This window comes from Sphingomonas sp. PvP018, from assembly GCF_017876865.1.
Taxonomy (GTDB): domain Bacteria; phylum Pseudomonadota; class Alphaproteobacteria; order Sphingomonadales; family Sphingomonadaceae; genus Sphingomonas; species Sphingomonas aerolata.
Genome location: NZ_JAGIOU010000001.1, coordinates 3,879,038 through 3,895,035, shown reverse-complemented (window position 1 = coordinate 3,895,035; position 15,998 = coordinate 3,879,038). Strand labels below are relative to the sequence as shown.

The 15,998-nt window shown below is 62.9% G+C and carries 11 protein-coding genes; 5 read left to right on the top strand and 6 right to left on the bottom strand.

Annotated features, from left to right (window positions below; all coding sequences use genetic code 11):
- The first annotated feature begins 444 nt into the window (after positions 1 to 444).
- Positions 445 to 2,247: a sensor domain-containing diguanylate cyclase gene (locus J3A66_RS17565; RefSeq protein WP_209570236.1), complete on the top strand. Its 1,803-nt coding sequence runs from the start codon at positions 445 to 447 to the stop codon at positions 2,245 to 2,247.
- Positions 2,248 to 3,116: 869 nt separating this feature from the next.
- Here the strand turns inward: J3A66_RS17565 and J3A66_RS17560 are convergent.
- From J3A66_RS17560 to J3A66_RS17550, 3 genes are all read right to left on the bottom strand, one after another.
- On the bottom strand, positions 3,117 to 4,583 hold the full coding sequence (locus tag J3A66_RS17560) for a S41 family peptidase (RefSeq protein WP_209570235.1): 1,467 nt from the start codon (positions 4,581 to 4,583) through the stop codon (positions 3,117 to 3,119).
- An 82-nt stretch (positions 4,584 to 4,665) separates the two neighbouring features.
- Positions 4,666 to 5,763 carry an AraC family transcriptional regulator gene (locus J3A66_RS17555; protein ID WP_209570234.1) on the bottom strand — a complete coding sequence of 366 codons (1,098 nt, stop codon included), beginning with the start codon at positions 5,761 to 5,763 and terminating at the stop codon, positions 4,666 to 4,668.
- Between the two features lie 405 nt (positions 5,764 to 6,168).
- Positions 6,169 to 6,909, bottom strand: coding sequence for a hypothetical protein (locus J3A66_RS17550; RefSeq protein ID WP_209570233.1), 741 nt, complete (start codon positions 6,907 to 6,909; stop codon positions 6,169 to 6,171).
- A gap of 158 nt (positions 6,910 to 7,067) precedes the next feature.
- On the opposite strand from J3A66_RS17550, the gene J3A66_RS17545 reads away from it, so the two are divergent.
- Positions 7,068 to 7,505: a DUF938 domain-containing protein gene (locus tag J3A66_RS17545; RefSeq protein ID WP_348634090.1), complete on the top strand. Its 438-nt coding sequence runs from the start codon at positions 7,068 to 7,070 to the stop codon at positions 7,503 to 7,505.
- Positions 7,506 to 7,641: 136 nt separating this feature from the next.
- Here the strand turns inward: J3A66_RS17545 and J3A66_RS17540 are convergent, their stop codons facing one another.
- Positions 7,642 to 8,535 (bottom strand): Gfo/Idh/MocA family oxidoreductase, encoded by an 894-nt coding sequence (locus tag J3A66_RS17540; protein WP_209570231.1) that lies wholly within the window; start codon positions 8,533 to 8,535, stop codon positions 7,642 to 7,644.
- A 252-nt stretch (positions 8,536 to 8,787) separates the two neighbouring features.
- Between J3A66_RS17540 and J3A66_RS17535 the strand changes: the two genes are divergently transcribed.
- The 3 genes from J3A66_RS17535 to J3A66_RS17525 all read left to right on the top strand — a co-directional run bounded on the left by J3A66_RS17535 (position 8,788) and on the right by J3A66_RS17525 (position 14,076).
- Complete coding sequence (locus J3A66_RS17535) at positions 8,788 to 11,070, top strand: TonB-dependent receptor (RefSeq protein WP_245336862.1); 2,283 nt, start codon at positions 8,788 to 8,790, stop codon at positions 11,068 to 11,070.
- Between the two features lie 510 nt (positions 11,071 to 11,580).
- Positions 11,581 to 12,912, top strand: a complete 1,332-nt coding sequence (locus tag J3A66_RS17530) for a Gfo/Idh/MocA family oxidoreductase (RefSeq protein ID WP_209570230.1) — start codon at positions 11,581 to 11,583, stop codon at positions 12,910 to 12,912.
- 351 nt (positions 12,913 to 13,263) lie between these two features.
- Positions 13,264 to 14,076 carry an NIPSNAP family protein gene (locus J3A66_RS17525; RefSeq protein ID WP_209570229.1) on the top strand — a complete coding sequence of 271 codons (813 nt, stop codon included), beginning with the start codon at positions 13,264 to 13,266 and terminating at the stop codon, positions 14,074 to 14,076.
- Positions 14,077 to 14,176: 100 nt separating this feature from the next.
- Here J3A66_RS17525 and J3A66_RS17520 read toward each other — a convergent pair whose 3' ends face one another.
- Together J3A66_RS17520 and J3A66_RS17515 are read right to left on the bottom strand one after the other, a co-directional pair.
- Positions 14,177 to 15,199 (bottom strand): HAMP domain-containing sensor histidine kinase, encoded by a 1,023-nt coding sequence (locus J3A66_RS17520; RefSeq protein WP_209570228.1) that lies wholly within the window; start codon positions 15,197 to 15,199, stop codon positions 14,177 to 14,179.
- Complete coding sequence (locus J3A66_RS17515) at positions 15,192 to 15,968, bottom strand: response regulator transcription factor (protein ID WP_243845904.1); 777 nt, start codon at positions 15,966 to 15,968, stop codon at positions 15,192 to 15,194. Before J3A66_RS17515 ends, J3A66_RS17520 begins: the two co-directional genes overlap by 8 nt.
- Between the last annotated feature and the right edge of the window lie 30 nt (positions 15,969 to 15,998).

Genomic DNA, 15,998 nt, shown 5'->3' with positions numbered 1-15,998 from the left:
TGCCCTGCCCGGCTCGTCACTGCGCTTGCCGCCGACCCCTGGTCCACGAGCATCTGCTAAATCTGTTGCAGCGCCCCAGCGTGTCCGCGAGCGAGGCTGGCATTGGGCACGGTGCCTAGCACCGCCGCCCCAAGCGTGCTGTCTAGATTTCGGGCAAACAAGCTGGAGGCCGTCGTGGCCCCGCTTTGCCAAACCCACGCTGCCCTGGATCAGCTTGAGGCGCTGAAGATCCGCGGCGGGCGGGTTCTGCGCCGCAATCTTCACATAACGCCGCGTAGGCATCCCCAAGGGCGGGTGCGCAGATCAGACGGCCTGCTCTGTTTCGCATGGCGCCGGCCGAACCTCGCTATCGGCGATGGAGCCAAATTTGGAGCAGGCTTCACAACCGATTGAAAATACACCAGTCCTTATGATCCGTTAACCGTCGCCTCCTACATTTTGCGCATGAACCGAATAGCCCACCGTGTAACCGAGCTCACACGTTTTGCAGCGCTACCGATCGCCACAGGCGTTGGTTACTATCTGGCGGCCTTCGCGTCCCTCTACCTTACCCGCGGTGCTGACGGGATCGCGATGCTGTGGCCGCCCAGCGGCATTCTGTTCGCAGCCTTACTGGTCGAACCTCGGAATCGCATCGTGTGGCACATAGGCGCCGCAGCAATGGCCAGTCTCGCTGCCAACCTCGGCGGCGGGAATGGCGTCCTGCTTTCGATCGGTTTCACGCTCGCTAACGTGTCCGAGTCCGGATTTGCGGCATGGCTTTTACGAAACCGAACGCGGCGTCGTGATTCATTCACCGATCCAAAGGGCTTGGTCTGGTTCTGCATCGCCGCAGCGGCCGCGGCAGCGTTGAGCGCGACGATCGCCGCCTGCGCGACAACGGCTGTCGGGATCAGCTTCTGGCTTTCGTGGTTCACGACTGATCTGCTGGGAATTCTAATCGTTGCCCCGCTCATCCTGATCTCGGGCCGAGCCTTCTATCGCAAAAGGTTTCGCGATGGCCTGGCAGCAGCCCCGCAAGCCATCGCGATATTTCTGCTCGTGGCCAGCGTGTCGATAATCGCTTTCTCTCAGGTCAACTACTCGCTGCTTTTCCTGCCGATGCTTGCAGTCCTTCTGGCAGCGTTGCGAATGGGTCCGTTTGGCGCCGCCGGAAGTGTGCTGATCGTTGCCACGGCCAGCTCATTGGCCCATATTTTCGGCTCTGATCCGCAGGCAATCGCTGATGGTCAGGCGTATGCACGTAGCATCTTTCTGCAATTCTATCTGCTGGCCCTGTTCGCGGCTGCCCTGCCGATTGCCGCCTTGCTTGCGACTAGACAACAGCTGATCGATAGCAACGCGAACAAGCTGCGGTTGCTCGAGCTTGCCGAAGGTGCGGCGCACGTGGGTCATTGGCACCTGGATTTGTTGACCCAGCTTATAACATGGTCGGACGAAGTCTTTCGCATTCACGGTGTGGAGAACCGCGTTCCGCCGTCACTCGACACCGCGATAGACGCCTATCACCCTGACGATAGGGATGCGGTTTCGGCACATATCGGGCGCTCCCTCGAACACTGCGTAGGTTTCGAATTCACCGCTCGCATCGTCCGCCCCGACGGGGAGGTACGCCATGTGTTTTCGAAGGGTGAGATTGACCGAAACGGCGTCAATGAGTCGGTTGGCCTGTTCGGCATTATCCAGGACATAACGACCCAGGTTGCGCACGAAGCCGAGATGGAACGGGCCCGCATTCGTGCTGAGACTGCCGCCCGCAACGCGATAATTCTGGCCGAGACGGACCAGCTTACCGGAATTGCAAACCGGCGCCGTACCAGCTTCGTTCTTGAGCAGACGTTGCTGCTCGCCCGCGAAACCGGGCACCCAATGTCCGTCGCGATGTTCGATATTGATCACTTCAAGCGCATCAATGACACCTACGGGCATCAAACAGGCGACGAGGTGCTAAAGAGGGTGGCTGCAGGCGCTGCTGCGGAACTGCGCAGCGGCGATACGATCGGCCGCTTCGGCGGCGAAGAATTCGTGATCGTGTTACCGGATGCCGCAGCGGATGCGGCAAGCAAGGTCGCCGAACGGGTGCGTCATGCGATCGGAACGGACAGCGGTACGCCGGGCGTCACGGTGAGCATTGGCGTGGCTGAAATGGCGCCTGGGGAGACGTGCGACGCGCTGCTGAGGCGAGCCGATGATGCGCTGTATCTCGCAAAGAACGAGGGCCGCAACAGGATGCGGCTGGCAGCCTAGCGAAGTCGTCCGTAGACGCAGCCGTACTTCCAATGTCTGTCTCAATTGCGCATTCGCGAATGGCCTGTCGGCGACAAGAAACGGGAGAGATGGCGCTTAACGAATGGCCGTTATGGGTTGCCCGTATAGCCACTCTGAACGTCCGGCACTGGGCGCTAGCTACCGGTCCGCTTTGCAGGTGGTAAGACCCAATAGATGACACTCAGATCGGCCTACCCGCTTCCCACAAATCGCTGCTAATTCATGTTCTAAGTTTGACCGCTTCTCGGTTTTCATGGCGCATGCTGGTAGGTGACTGCTCACCCTCGTAGCGAGCAGCCGGACCAGTTCCGGCTGCATAAATTGAAAACTGTTTATTACGTCAAACAAAATCGCGCGCTTGCCTGCCAGAGCCGCCCGGATTTGAAGCTGGAGCTTGCTCCGTTGCGCCTTCGACCCGGCTGACCATTTCAGCCGTGAGCGAGTTCTCAGCGTCATGGTTAGGACGCGCGTCGGGTACGAATGCGGTGGCGGCTATCCCACTAATTGGTCCAGCGACTTCTAGAAACGGCTTGAGCTTGCGTCTCTCCCCGATCGGAACGCCCGGCCCGTCCGTCGGAAGCACAGCAAGGCACCCTCACGGTAAGTTAGCGCGGCGTCATTCAGCACCTCGGTGATGAGTTCGGTCCTGTCCTGATCGAGGCAGAGATCGGCGGTCTGATCGGATCTCGCAATCATGCTGATGAAGGTAGCTAAGACCTCTATCTTGGTCGACCTCGCGACGACTACGACAGCGGTGCCCCAGACCCGGACATTCGCAGTGGTTCCGGCTTACCAACACCGGTCGTTCGTTCATCTCGGACGCAGGCGCTCGGAGCCGTCGCCATTCGTCACGCAAGTGCGCGGATCAGCTGGCCATCCGTGCCCTTTCCGATGTCTGCCCGCGTGATCGGGATTGCTATGTCCGGCTTAACACCCCGGTCGGGTTGCGGGGTCGTCGGAAACCGGCCGATCAGCGGCAGGTCGGCTTCCAGCCCGGTCGCAGGCAGTCGCACGAAGTAGAAGCAGCCACCGTTGATCCCGCGCCGGTTGCCGCCGGTCGTCTCACCGATCAGCGTTGCCAAGCGATTACGGCGGACGAAATCGGCGAACTGGAACGTCGCCGAACTGTTTTGCGGGCCGATCAGAACGCGCACGTCGCCCTCATAGCGTGTACCGCGCGGTCTGATCGGGTCCACCCGGTCGCCTTGCGCATCGAGCCGGAGGAACCGGTCGCTGATCCTGGTCGCATTCTCTCCCAGATGGTCGAAACTGCGGTCCCACGTGTCGAGCACAGGCTGCAGGTCCTCGGGCACGGTGCGGTAGCGGACGAGCCTCTGGACCTCCTCGAACGGCGTCTCGCGGTTCACCAACCGTTCGGCGAGCGCGTTACCGCAGTCGAGCCCCCCCTCGTTCGCACGCAGATCGACGACCAATCGCGGCACCCGCTCGGCGACCAGCCGGTCGACCGCCTGATCGAGCCAGCCGCGCCAATCCCACTTACTGTCGTAGAGACCCCAGCTCGGCATCGACAGAAGCGCGGCGTCGCCGCGCCGCTCGATCGTCCAGACCGGCGTGTCGCCGCTCGCATCGACGCCGGCGTGCGCGGTGGTACGGCGCTGCGCGAGCGAGACGCCGGCAACGGTCGCGATACGTCGCCGTCCGGAGGGGTCTTCCACCGTCAGCTGATAGCGCTCCTGCCCGAACAGCATCGAGAAGAAGATGTCGAAGGTCTCGTAGCGGTCGTCGCCCTGGACCGAGAGAAGGCGGCGACGCTTGGCATCATTGTGCCCATCCGCACGCGCGAGCGGCATGAGCGCGGCGAGAATGGCGCTCGCGGATCGGCCGTTGACCGCCAGGATGCGGCTTCCCGGCGAGATCCCCGTGGCGAATGGATCGGCCGTGACGACCATCGCATCGCCGATCCAGAGGAAGTTGAACGGCAACCGATCCGGTGCTTCGAACAACGCGACGGCGATCTCGCGTCGCTGGTTGTAGAAATTGGCATAGCTATGGCCGCAGCGCACGGTCGCGAGAAAGCGCGACAGCGTGAGGTAGAACGCCCGTAGCGTCATGGGGATGGCCGCCGCCTGGTCCAGCGCTGCGAAGCGGGCATCGATCTCCCGGGGCGTATTGTAACGGTGGATGCCGGGGTGGAGCTCGGTATATGCCCTGCGCAGTAACGCGACGTCCTCGCGCATCGCCGCGGCGCGGAGGAGCGTCGGACTGGATGAGGTCCGGGCGAGCAGCGGCGAGGCGGCAAAGGTGGCGCCGAGGCCACCGAGCACGGCGCGGCGGGACGGTGGCGATGCGATCATGTCAGCTCCGACGTTGTGGATACCCCGTTCAAGCATGGCTGAGCGCGTACGCGTCGCCTCATCATCGCCCATGCCATGCGGTTTATCGTTTGTGAGACGCCCGATACGCACTCGGCGAGCGACCATAGCGCCGCTGGAAGGCGCGGTTGAAGCTCGCCTTCGACGCGAAGCCGGCGTCGAGCGCGATCGCCAAGACCGGCCGGGAATCGTCCGCCGCCAGTGCCGCGGCCACATCCTCGCAGCGCAGACTGTTGACGAAGTCCGAAAAGCCGACGCCCAGCCCCTCATTGGGTGCGCGCGACACATAGGTCTCGTTGGTCCCAAGCAGGCTCGCCAGCCGCCGCAGCGTCAGCGCGTCGTCGCGATACCACCCGTTATCGCGGATCCGCGTCGCCCATTCCTCCCCTTGCGCCTGCCAGTTTCGAACGGCGGGTGATCGCCCCTCCGGATGCTCCAGTGCGTCGAGCGCCGGAAACGGCAACGCGAGATACCGCCATCCTGCAATCCCGAGATACAATGCGAACCCCGCGATCGCGGCGTAGAGCGGCATCAGTCCCCTATAGCCGAGCGGCGTCACCGCATCGACCAGCAGCCAGCCCGCCCAGACGATCGCCAGCAGCGGATAGGCGACGGCGGTGCGGCTGAGCCACGCCGTCGCGAACCGGGCGTCGTCGCTGCGCTTTTGCGACAGAGCGTCGCGGTAGTCGTGCAACAGCCGGATCGTCCACGCGCCATAGACGACGAAGCTGATCGCGAGCAGCGATGCGACGATCGCATTGCCGGTCGTGAAAGCAAGATCCGCCCAGTGACGCTTCAGTGGCGTCGGCAGGAGGAACGCGGCAGTCTGATAGGCGAACTGGATCGCGCCCGGAAGCAGATGCCGCCCGACCGCGGGCGACCAGCGGCCGGTGACTAGAGCATAAGCGTGAAGATAGAGGAGCGGCGGGACCAGCAGCGCGTTCGAGAAGGGCGCGAAGGTCAGCCACCACCAGCGATCATAAAAGCCGGCGAACCCGATCAGCCAGGGCACGAAGACGCCGGTCATGACGATCAGCAGCGCAGCAAGCGCGCGCGCGGACAGCCGGTTGTGAAACGACGCCGACAAGCCGACCGCCAGCGGAAGCAAAATTGCCGCTGCCACCGTGAGGACAGCCGTGCGCCAGCCAAAAACCAGATCCATGACGGTCAGCGTAGCTTCATCGACACCCAAAGCTAGAGATCACATTTCGGAGGGAGGCCAGTCGCCTCACCTACGCGCATTCGAGCACCCCCTCAGCGCTTGCACAGCTGGAAACTTGCAGCTCACTCCCGCTCGAAAGACGGCATCGCAAAGACCCAGAGCCACTCCCGCAGCAGTGTCTTTGAGCAGGCCGAAAGCGGACGTCCTTTCACCTCTGCCGCTCGTGCGCGAATGTCAGGACGCAGTGTGCGTGGCGGCAAATCCCGCGGGCCCCACTCCTGAGTAAAGGTCGTGCGAACAGCTTTACAGTATTCGGGTTGTTGCTGGCGTGCACCGCCGTCGACGCCCATGTCTCGCTTGGCGGCGGTGTGCCCCTCCTCGTCGCCCGTTGCAAGACGGGGTGGGTCATGAGCACCCCCCGCCGCATCCCCCGCCGCACCCGCCATCGCCGCTACCGCATCCGTCTGACCCGCAAGCGCCACCGTCGAAGTTCAGATCGAAACGACGACCAGCTCTGCCGGCCTTTAGTCGCGCACCTTGGATCCATGTGACGATCGCAACGGCAAGCAGGAAAACGGCAACCAGCGCCACCATATCTTGAACGATCAGGACAACCAAGCCTGCGCAACTGAACCCGACCAACGTCGTCTCTTCCGCGCCCAGAAGTACCTTTCTGGTCCGGTCGATCCGCTGGAAATTTCCCGAGAATCGTTCGGTGGGATCGGGCCAAACATCTTCGGGCGGCGCAGCACCGAAGGTGTCTCGGTATAAATTGAGCGTATGCGCGTAGCGGTTACGATAGTGCTCGCATTGCTCGGGGCCACCCGATGTCGGCTCGTGATGAATATCGCGCGCGACGATATCGCGGCAGAGGCCGTGCCAATAATCGCGAGTATAGGCCAGATGCAGATGCCACGCCTGATCAACTGCGTCCGACGGCGTAAGCTGCTCATCGCTGATCGCGACCAGCGCAAGGAAGCGACGATATTCCGTCGCGACCCGGTCTGCAAACGACCCGGTCCATCCGTTCTCTGCGGCCAGCCTCCCTTCGAAGCTGAGGGCTGCACCGGGCTGGCCGATGCTCAGGGTCTCGATCCTCCCAATGAGAATCCTTCGCGCCATATGCGCGGGGCTGTTCGGTTCCATACCCCATTAGATTAGTATGATATTGTTGCAGGATTGTGACGCCGATGGCGACCAAGCGATCGGATGCCGCCGCCCGCACCTCGATCGTTGCGTGATGCTCCGAGGTAGACAATGTCCGACCGCCACTCGGCCTCGACACTGCCGTTGCAGGCTGAGCGATCGCAAGCGCGGCGCCGATATCCTGCATCAACATGGTCTATATCAGCCTGTGGTCGACGACGCTCGAGCTGCTCGCTGCGGCGGCCCGCCTGTTGCGAGCGGGCGATCCATTGTTCCTGCACGCCCCCTTTCACCGTGCAGATCAGCCGACCGGGCCGTCCCACGAAACGTTCGAGGCTTCCCTGAAGACACGCAACTCGCTCTGGGGCTTACGCGACGGCGTGACGGTGATCGTAGCAGCTGACGGGTCCACGCTGACTCGCGTCGTCCAAATGCCGGCGAATATCCCTTGGGTTGTTCTGCAACGCAATTCGCTTCAGACCTGGCCCATGGCAGTCCGAGGGACTGCCGCCAGGCACGACCTTTTTTGCCCTACGACCCACAAGCTGACGTTGCAGGGCATTCCCCCCGCCGAGCTGCGGACACTCATTCAATGAAGTTTCCGGCTAAGCCACTGCATGCCGCCATTTAGGCGGTTGTCGGCACTGGCGTACATGAAGTGGGGGCGACCTTGTCGGTGCGGTGCGGGCTGTGCGCCGACGCCTTCGAATCACGGAACGCCTGTCCGAGACTTCACGCCTCCGCGTGACGGACGATGGCCTCGCAAATTTCATGCGTAGCGAGAATAGCGGCTGCATCGACCGGCCTTCGCTCACGCGCCGCAAGCAGGAAGTCGTCGCACATTGCCGCAAAGCCGCGCTGCTGTCCTACCGAGACCCAATCGCCTCGTCGATGTAAGCGCTGTGTCCCGCTCGTCTCGACGCGATCAGCGAGGTTCAGCACGGTATGACGGGCCCCGCCACCAATGAGGTCCAGGCGTTCCTCGTCGAGCCCACTCTTACGATGCATCGTGCCGATGGCGGTGAACCCGTCGCCTGCCAGCGTGAGGGTGATCGTATGGAGCATGCCGTCGACGACATGGGTTTCGATGTTGCGTCGGCGGACCGGTCCTGGGGCCAGGAACAGCAGCGTATCGACGACATGGATGAAGTCATCGAAGACGACCTTCCGCGGTTCGTTGGGTTGCCGGTACCGGTGCTTTTCGAGGGTGATGAGGTTCGCGTCGATGCCTCGCAATGCGACATAGTCTGGCGCAAACCGCCGGTTGAAGCCGACCATGAGCGGAACGACACGGTCCGTGGCCAAGGCAACAAGCGCTTCGACCTCGCCGAGATTATCGGCGAGCGGCTTGTCGACGAAGGTCGGGACGCCTCTCTCGATAAGCAGCCTGACGAGCTCGCCGTGTGCCTGCGTCGACGCGTGGACGAAGGCGGCGTCGAACGATGTGGTGGAAAGCGCATCTGCAGCGCTGGTGTGCCGATGCCCGATACGAAACGAGCGGCCGACCTCGTCGAGGACGCCCGCATCGCGCGTCGCCAGGTGAATGTCGAGATCAGCTCGCGTCGACAGAACCGGAAGATATGCTTTGCGAGCGATGTCACCCAGCCCGATGAGAAGCACGCGCATATCTATTCCCCGGTCCGGCACGATCGCCGCGTCTGCCGGGCCGCAATAGCTTCACGATTGCGCTCCCCGCAACCAATCGTCGGGGATGACTGTGACCGCAACTGGGGCAAAGATGTCGCGGTGCGCAGCAAAAATGCATCGCCGTCGATCGTGTCTCTTGCCGCACGTTGCAGTGATGTTACCGGTCGGGGTCGGATCCGGGTCACACGGATCGACGCAGGAGGATGTTCGAAGCCCAAGGGGGGACCATCCATGATTCGCTTGCCCGTTCGTACGTCTGCCATCGCCCGGCTGCTGGCCGCCAGCGCGCCGTTATTCGTCTGTGCCACACCCGCCGTCGCGCAGGACCAGGCGCCGACGGGGCAAGCCGTCGGCGATCCGGCCGGCGAACAGGGCGTCGGCGACATCGTCGTCACGGCGACCCGCCGTCGGGAATCGTCGAAGGACGTGCCGCTCGCGGTCACCGCGATCAGCGGTGAGAAACTCGACGTGCTCAACTCGAGCGGCCTCGATATCCGGTTCCTCGCCGGTCGCACGCCGAGCCTTCAGGTGGAATCCTCGTTCGGCCGCACCTTCCCGCGTTTCTACATCCGCGGGCTCGGCAATACCGATTTCGATCCGAACGCCGCACAGCCGGTGTCGGTGGTGTATGACGACGTCGCACTCGAAAATCCGATGCTGAAATCCTTCCCGGTGTTCGACCTGCAAAGCGTCGAAGTGCTGCGCGGGCCGCAGGGCACGCTGTTCGGGCGCAACACGCCAGCCGGCGTCGTGAAGATCAATTCCGCCAAGCCGGATCCGGACAAGGCCTCGGGCTATGCGACCGGATCCTGGGCGACCTACAACACGATCAACGGCGAGGCGGCGCTGAACCTGCCGATCGGCAACGGCTTCGCATTCCGTGCATCGGGCCTGATCCAGTCGCGCGACGATTGGGTCACCAACGATTCCACGACGGGCAATGCCGATCGCAAGCTCGAAGGGTATCGCGATGTCGCCGGCCGCTTCCAGCTCGGCTATACCAGCAGTGACTTCAACGCCTTGCTGAACGTCCACGTCCGTGATCTCACGGGCTCGCCGCGCATTTTCCGCGCCGGGCTGTTCAAACCCGGCACCAACGATTTCAACACCGGCTTCGACCCGAAGCACGTCACGCTCGACGGCTATACCAGCCAGAGCCTGACGCAATGGGGCACGAACCTGCGGCTCGACTATCACCTCGACGGCATCGGCACCTTCTATTCGGTCACCGGCTATGAACAGGCCAAGGTCGAGAGCACCGGCGACGTCGACGGCGGCAACAGCTACCCGTTCACGGGCGGCACGATCGGCGCGATCGGCGTCGGGCTGTTCCCGTCGAACACCGGCGGCCTCACCAAGCCCAAGGAGTTCAGCCAGGAACTGCGCTACGCCAGCGAGGACATGAACGGCATCCGCTTGCAGGGCGGGCTGTATTATTTCTACCAGACGCTGCGCTATCATCAATATGACTATGCGTTCGGCGGTACCGGATCGCGTGCGACCGACCTGACGCAGGACATCTTCCACGACAATCGCAACGAGAATTACGGTGCGTTTGCATCGATCGAGGCGAAGCCGACCGAGTTGCTGACGTTGCGCGCGGGCGTCCGCTATTCCCACGACTATCGCAACGACCTCGTGACCGCACCGATCCCCGGGACCGGGATCAGCGACACACTGCCCGCGCGTGCGGTCGTCCGTGGCTCGAACGTGACCTGGGACGCGAGCGCGACCTATGAGCTGACCCCCGCGATCAACGTGTATTCGCGGCTTGCGACCGGCTATCAGGGGCCGGCGATCCAGGACCGCGTGACGTTCGGCAGCGTCCAGAGCACCGCACCGAAGCAGACGACCTTCTCGGGCGAGAGCGGCTTCAAGGGGACGCTGCTCGACCGGAAGGTGAACTTCTCGATCGACGCCTATTGGTACAGCACCAAGGACCTGCAGATTACCGCGGTCGGCGGCAGCAGCAACTCGGCCCGTCTGATCAGCGCGGACAAGGCGATCGGCTACGGCGTCGAGGGCGAGTTCGAGGCACGGCCAGTGCCCGAATTGTCGCTGACCGCAAGCGGCAGCTACAATTTCACCGAGATCCGCGATCGCTCGATCGGCGTGGGGGTCTGCGCGACCTGCACCGTGCTCGATCCGATCGTGAACGGGTTTGCGATGATCGACGGCAACGACCTGCCGCAGGCGCCACGCTGGATCGCAAACTGGACCGCGCGCTACGGCATCCCGCTCGCCAATGGCGGCGAGGTCTATGCCTATACCGACTGGGTGTATCGCAGCCGTATAAACTTCTTCCTGTATGAAGCGGTGGAGTTCACCGGCAAGTCTTCGCTCGAAGGCGGGCTCAAGGTCGGCTATAAATCGCCGCAGGGGTATGAGGTCGGCGCGTTCGTACGCAACATCACCAACCAGTATCGCAGCATCAGCGCGATCGATTTCAACAACCTGACGGGGATGATCAACGAGCCGCGGATCATCGGCGGCCAGTTCAAGGTCGCGTTTTAAGTTAAGACGCCGAACTGGGCACCTTGCGCGCAATCCTGGTGTGAAAGTGAGCGTCGCGACCTCGAACTCCTCGACAAGGGCCGTCGCAAGCGCGGCGGCCTGATCCAACGCTGCCGTCGAACCACCGGCAACGGCCGCCAGCCAGACGGAGATGGCTTAGAGCACGTCATTACAGGTAGCACGGTCGGTGTCGGCGTGGGCGAGGAGCGCCAACGCAGGCGCGGCTTCGTCAGGAAGGGTATCATTCTCATCGACCAAGCCAACATGCATCAGATCTTGCGGGTGCCCAACTGCCATCGAAGAGGGTGAGCACTGCTCTATCATTCGGATCGTTACTTCGACGATGCGTGACGCTCTTGGTCATGGCCGACCGAACGCTGCTTTTCGTCTGGATGACCCTTCTCAGGAGCTGGAACTGCGTTTTGCGGCGCACTCCCTTTGCGTCTGTAGTCTTGCGAAGGGGCGGTTGGGCGCTACCAATGCGGTCAGGACAGATTGGGGAGGACCAACATGACCACCAGCTTCGACCGCCGCGCCCTCTTGGTTGGCGGCCTCGCAGCCTCAGCTGCTACCGTGGTGCCGCTTAGCCAGGCCTTTGCCCAGCGCCGCGGCCGGGTGTCGGCGAACGACAAGGTCCAGGTGGGTCTGATAGGTTGCAAGGGCATGGGCTGGTCGGATCTATCGGCCATGTGCAAGCGGGCCGACGTGGCGCCCGTAGCCCTGTGCGACGTCGACGCTACGGTCCTTGCGGCACGCGGTGCCGAATTGAAGAAGGTCTCAGGCCGCACGCCGAAGCTCTACGACGACTATCGTCGGATGCTGGACGACAAGTCGATAGACGCGGTGATCATTGCTACGCCCGACCATTGGCACGCACTTCAGCTGGTCGATGCCATGTCCGCGGGCAAGGACGCATATTGCGAAAAGCCGCTCGGAAACTCCATTGCCGAATGCCGTGCCATGGTCGCCGCCAAACAGCGTCACAATCGTGTGGTTCAGGTTGGTCAGTGGCAACGCAGCAACCAGCATTGGGCAGACGCAATCGCGCATGTTCAGTCCGGCGGCATCGGTCGGGTCCGAAAGGTCAAGGCTTGGGCGTACATGGGATGGATGAAGCGCGTCGTTCCCCAATCGGATCAGGCCCCACCCGCCGGCGTCGATTATGATAGCTGGCTGGGCCCCGCACCGCTGCGCCCCTTCAATCCCAATCGCTTCCACTTCAGCTGGCGCTGGTACTGGGACTATGCGGGCGGCCTGATGACCGACTGGGGCGTCCATCTGATGGACATCGCGCTGTTGGGCATGAAGGCCGAGGCACCTCGTTCGGTCAGCGCGCTTGGCGGCGCCTATGGCTATCCGGGCTCTGCGATGGAAACCCCGGACACGCAGACCGCCATCTACGACTTTGGCGACTATTCCGTTGAATGGGAGCATGCGGTCGGCATCAGTCAAGGCCCCTATGGCGGCCGCGACCACGGCGTCGCCTTCGTCGGCGAGACCGGCACCCTTGTCGTCGATCGTGGCCAGTGGCGTGTCACGCCAGAAACAAGCGATGGCAAAGCCATGACTCGGGAGATCCCGGTCACGAAAGCCAAGGACGAGGGGCTCGACCGGCACACAGCCGACTTCATTGCCTGCGTTAAAGATCGCGCGCGCACGCCAGCGTGTACGATTGAGGCGGCGTCCAACACCGCGATCGTGTGCCAGATGGGAAACATCGCGTTGCGCACAGGCCGCAAGGTGAATTGGGATGCTGTAACAGGTCAGTTCAGGGATGACGCAGAAGCGAACGGACTAATCACGCCCCGCTACCGTGCACCCTATCGGCTGCCAGCTACATAAGCCGGCTGGCCGCCTATGCCGACAAGGTGGAACCGCTGCGCCGCGCGCTCGACAGCGGCTCTTGCCAATCGCTGCCATGGGATGACCGAGGTCGGCCATTCGGTAACCAGTCCCAGATCCCCAACTTTGGTCGCACTTACATGTTAGCTGGACAGCTACTTTCGATGATTAAGCGCTGTCAGTATCTATCTCTATATCAAGGCGCTGAACCAGTTGACGCCACCCAGCTGGCACATTTGACGCAGGAATGCCGCGAAGTCGGCGCAGGTCAATCATCAGCGGGCAGACATCGCGGATTGACGACGGTTGCGGCTTGCGCTCGACTGGCCCGGACGGCTTTGCGAGGGCATCATGGCATATCCAATTGATCGACGTTCGTTGCTCGCAGGTGCCGCTATGGGCGGCGTGGCGCTTGCAACTGGCGAGGCTGAGGCTCAGCCCCGCGAAGCGGCAGCAAAGCTGGAGATCTACGAGCTGCGGACCTATCGGCTGGTAAACGGCCCCATGAAGGAGCGTCTGGACGCATATCTGAGGAACGCCTTTATACCAGCAGCACGACGCGCGGGTTGCGGGCCGGTGGGGGTATTTACGGTGGCGATCGGGTCCGCAAGTCCAAGCGTCCATGTTCTCGTCCCCTATCCCTCGATCGAGGATTTCGTGGCTTTGCCCGGCAGGCTTTCCGCCGATCCGAGCTACACCACGGCTGCCGGGTCGTTTTTGAAGGCGACGCCAGACGCGCCGCCATACACGTCATTCGAGGTGAAGCTGATGCGCGCCTTCCCTCACTTTCTTCGTCTCGAGTTGACCGACGCCTCGAGCAGCAACACGCCCCGCATATTCGAACTCAGGACGTATTTCAGCCATAGCGAAGCGGCAGGAATGACCAAGATCGGGATGTTCGACACGGGCGGTGAGATCGAGATATTCCGTCGGACTGGCCTAACGCCGGTCTTTTTCGCCCAGGACCTTACCGGAGCTCGCCTGCCGAGCCTGACCTACCTGCTGACGTTTCCCGACCTTGCGACCCGTGAACGAAACTGGCGTACCTTCGGGTCGGATCCCGCTTGGCGCCGGCTTATCTCGACGCCAGGGCTTACCGACCGCGAAATCACCATCGGGATAGATAACCAGATCCTAAGTCCGGCGTCGTTTTCGCAGATTTGACCGACAAGCGGGCGTTCGCGCCCTATGTGCTCCCCAAACTTCGGTCGTCCGTTCGTTTAGATTCCCGGCCGCTTTTCGGGCGGCATTGCGGCAGAGCTGTTCATCTCGGCAATGCCACCCTGAACCGACCACCAACCGCCTCGGCTGCGATGCAGCGCACCTCACCTCCGTGTTGGCGTGCAATCTGACGGACGAGGCTGAGACCGAGGCCATGTCCGCCATCACCCTCGTTCGCGCCCCGTGCTCTGTAGAACGGCGCGAAGATGGCCTCACACTCGCTCGGCGGGACGCCTGCGCCACCATCGTGGACCTCAAGCGCGATCTCCGTTGCAGAGGCTGTCAGCATGACGAGGATCGCCGTCCCTCCGCCGTAACGTTGCGCGTTGTCGAGGAGATTGCGGAGCATCCGCCGGAGGAGGATCGCATCGCCGCAGATCTCTACTCGCTCTCCAGTGAACTGCGCGGTAGCCCGCGCACATTCTTCGGCAACGAGCGCGGTCAGGTCCAAAACGGTTGGCCGGTGCTCACGCTTTGACATCCCGTCGAGCCGGCTTGCGAGCAAAACCTCCTCGACCAGCTGGTCGAGCTCCATCACATTGCGCGCTAGCTCCGCACGTACTGCGACGGACGGTGCCTCGGACAGCAACTCGATCGCCATGCGGATACGCGCAAGCGGCGATCGCAGTTCGTGGGAGGCATTGGCTAGCAGGATCCGCTGCGCGCTCATCAACGCTTCGATCCGCCCGGCCGATTGGTTGAATCTCATTGCCAGCCGCGCAATTTCGTCGCGCCCCTCGACGGCAACCCGGCTCGACAGATCGCCCGTTCCCCAGGCATCGACGCTGGCCTGGAGCCGCTCAAGCCGGCGGGTGAGCCGGCGAACGACGGGTAATGCAGCGACCGCCACGACCACCGCAATCGCCAGCAGTAGCGCCAGCATGGCGAGATGGCCATGGAAGCCCTGCATGGCCGCCGGCGCCGCGCCGTAGCGGAGGTGCGCCAATCCAAAGAGAGTTGCCGCCGCGGTTAGGCTCGCCAGCAATGCGAGATAGATCCGCCAATACAGGCGCTGCATCAGGCGGGGTCGGCCGCTGTCACCGTCCAGCACGTCAGGCTCAGCCATCCTGCACCCGTGCGAACACGTAGCCCGATCCGCGTACTGTGATGATGCGCCGAGGCTGCCTGGGATCGTCTTCGATTGCGGCACGCAGGCGTCCGATATGAACGTCAATCGATCGGTCGAATGGCTCGTGGCTTCCGCCCCTCAACGCGTCAATCAGCTGGTCGCGCGACAGCACGCGACCGGCGCGCTCGGCGAGCACCACGAGCAGTTCGAACTGATAAGCGGTCAGCGGGCAACCCTGCCCGCCCAGCTGTGCCACGCGCGCATCGCGGTCAATCTCCAGCCGCCCGAACCGCAACCGCGGCAGGCTGTCCGCCGCCGCCAGGGCCGGTCGGCGCAGCACGGCGCGCAGCCTGGCCAGCAGCTCGCGGGGCTCGAATGGTTTGGGGAGATAGTCGTCAGCGCCCAACTCTAGGCCGATTATGCGGTCGATCGGGTCACCTTTTGCCGTGAGCATCACGATCGGCACCGCGCCTGCGGGCGACGGCAGTGCGCGGATGCGCCGGCAGATGTCGAGCCCGTCGCTGTCGGGGAGCATCAGGTCGAGCAGCACGGCGGCGAACCCCGCACGCTCGTGGTCGTGCAACGCGGCTAGGCCCTCCTCGCCGGTCGTGGCGTGCGCGATGTGATAGCCGTGCTGGGCCAGATAGGTCTTCACCATCGCCGCCAGGCGGCAATCGTCTTCAATCATCAGGATATGCTGAATGATGGCCTTAGCCTTCGGAAGATGATGCAGGGACGTCCAGCAGACCATACAGGCTTCGCTCAATGCACAAAGCCTGTAGGCCAGGTCCGACGA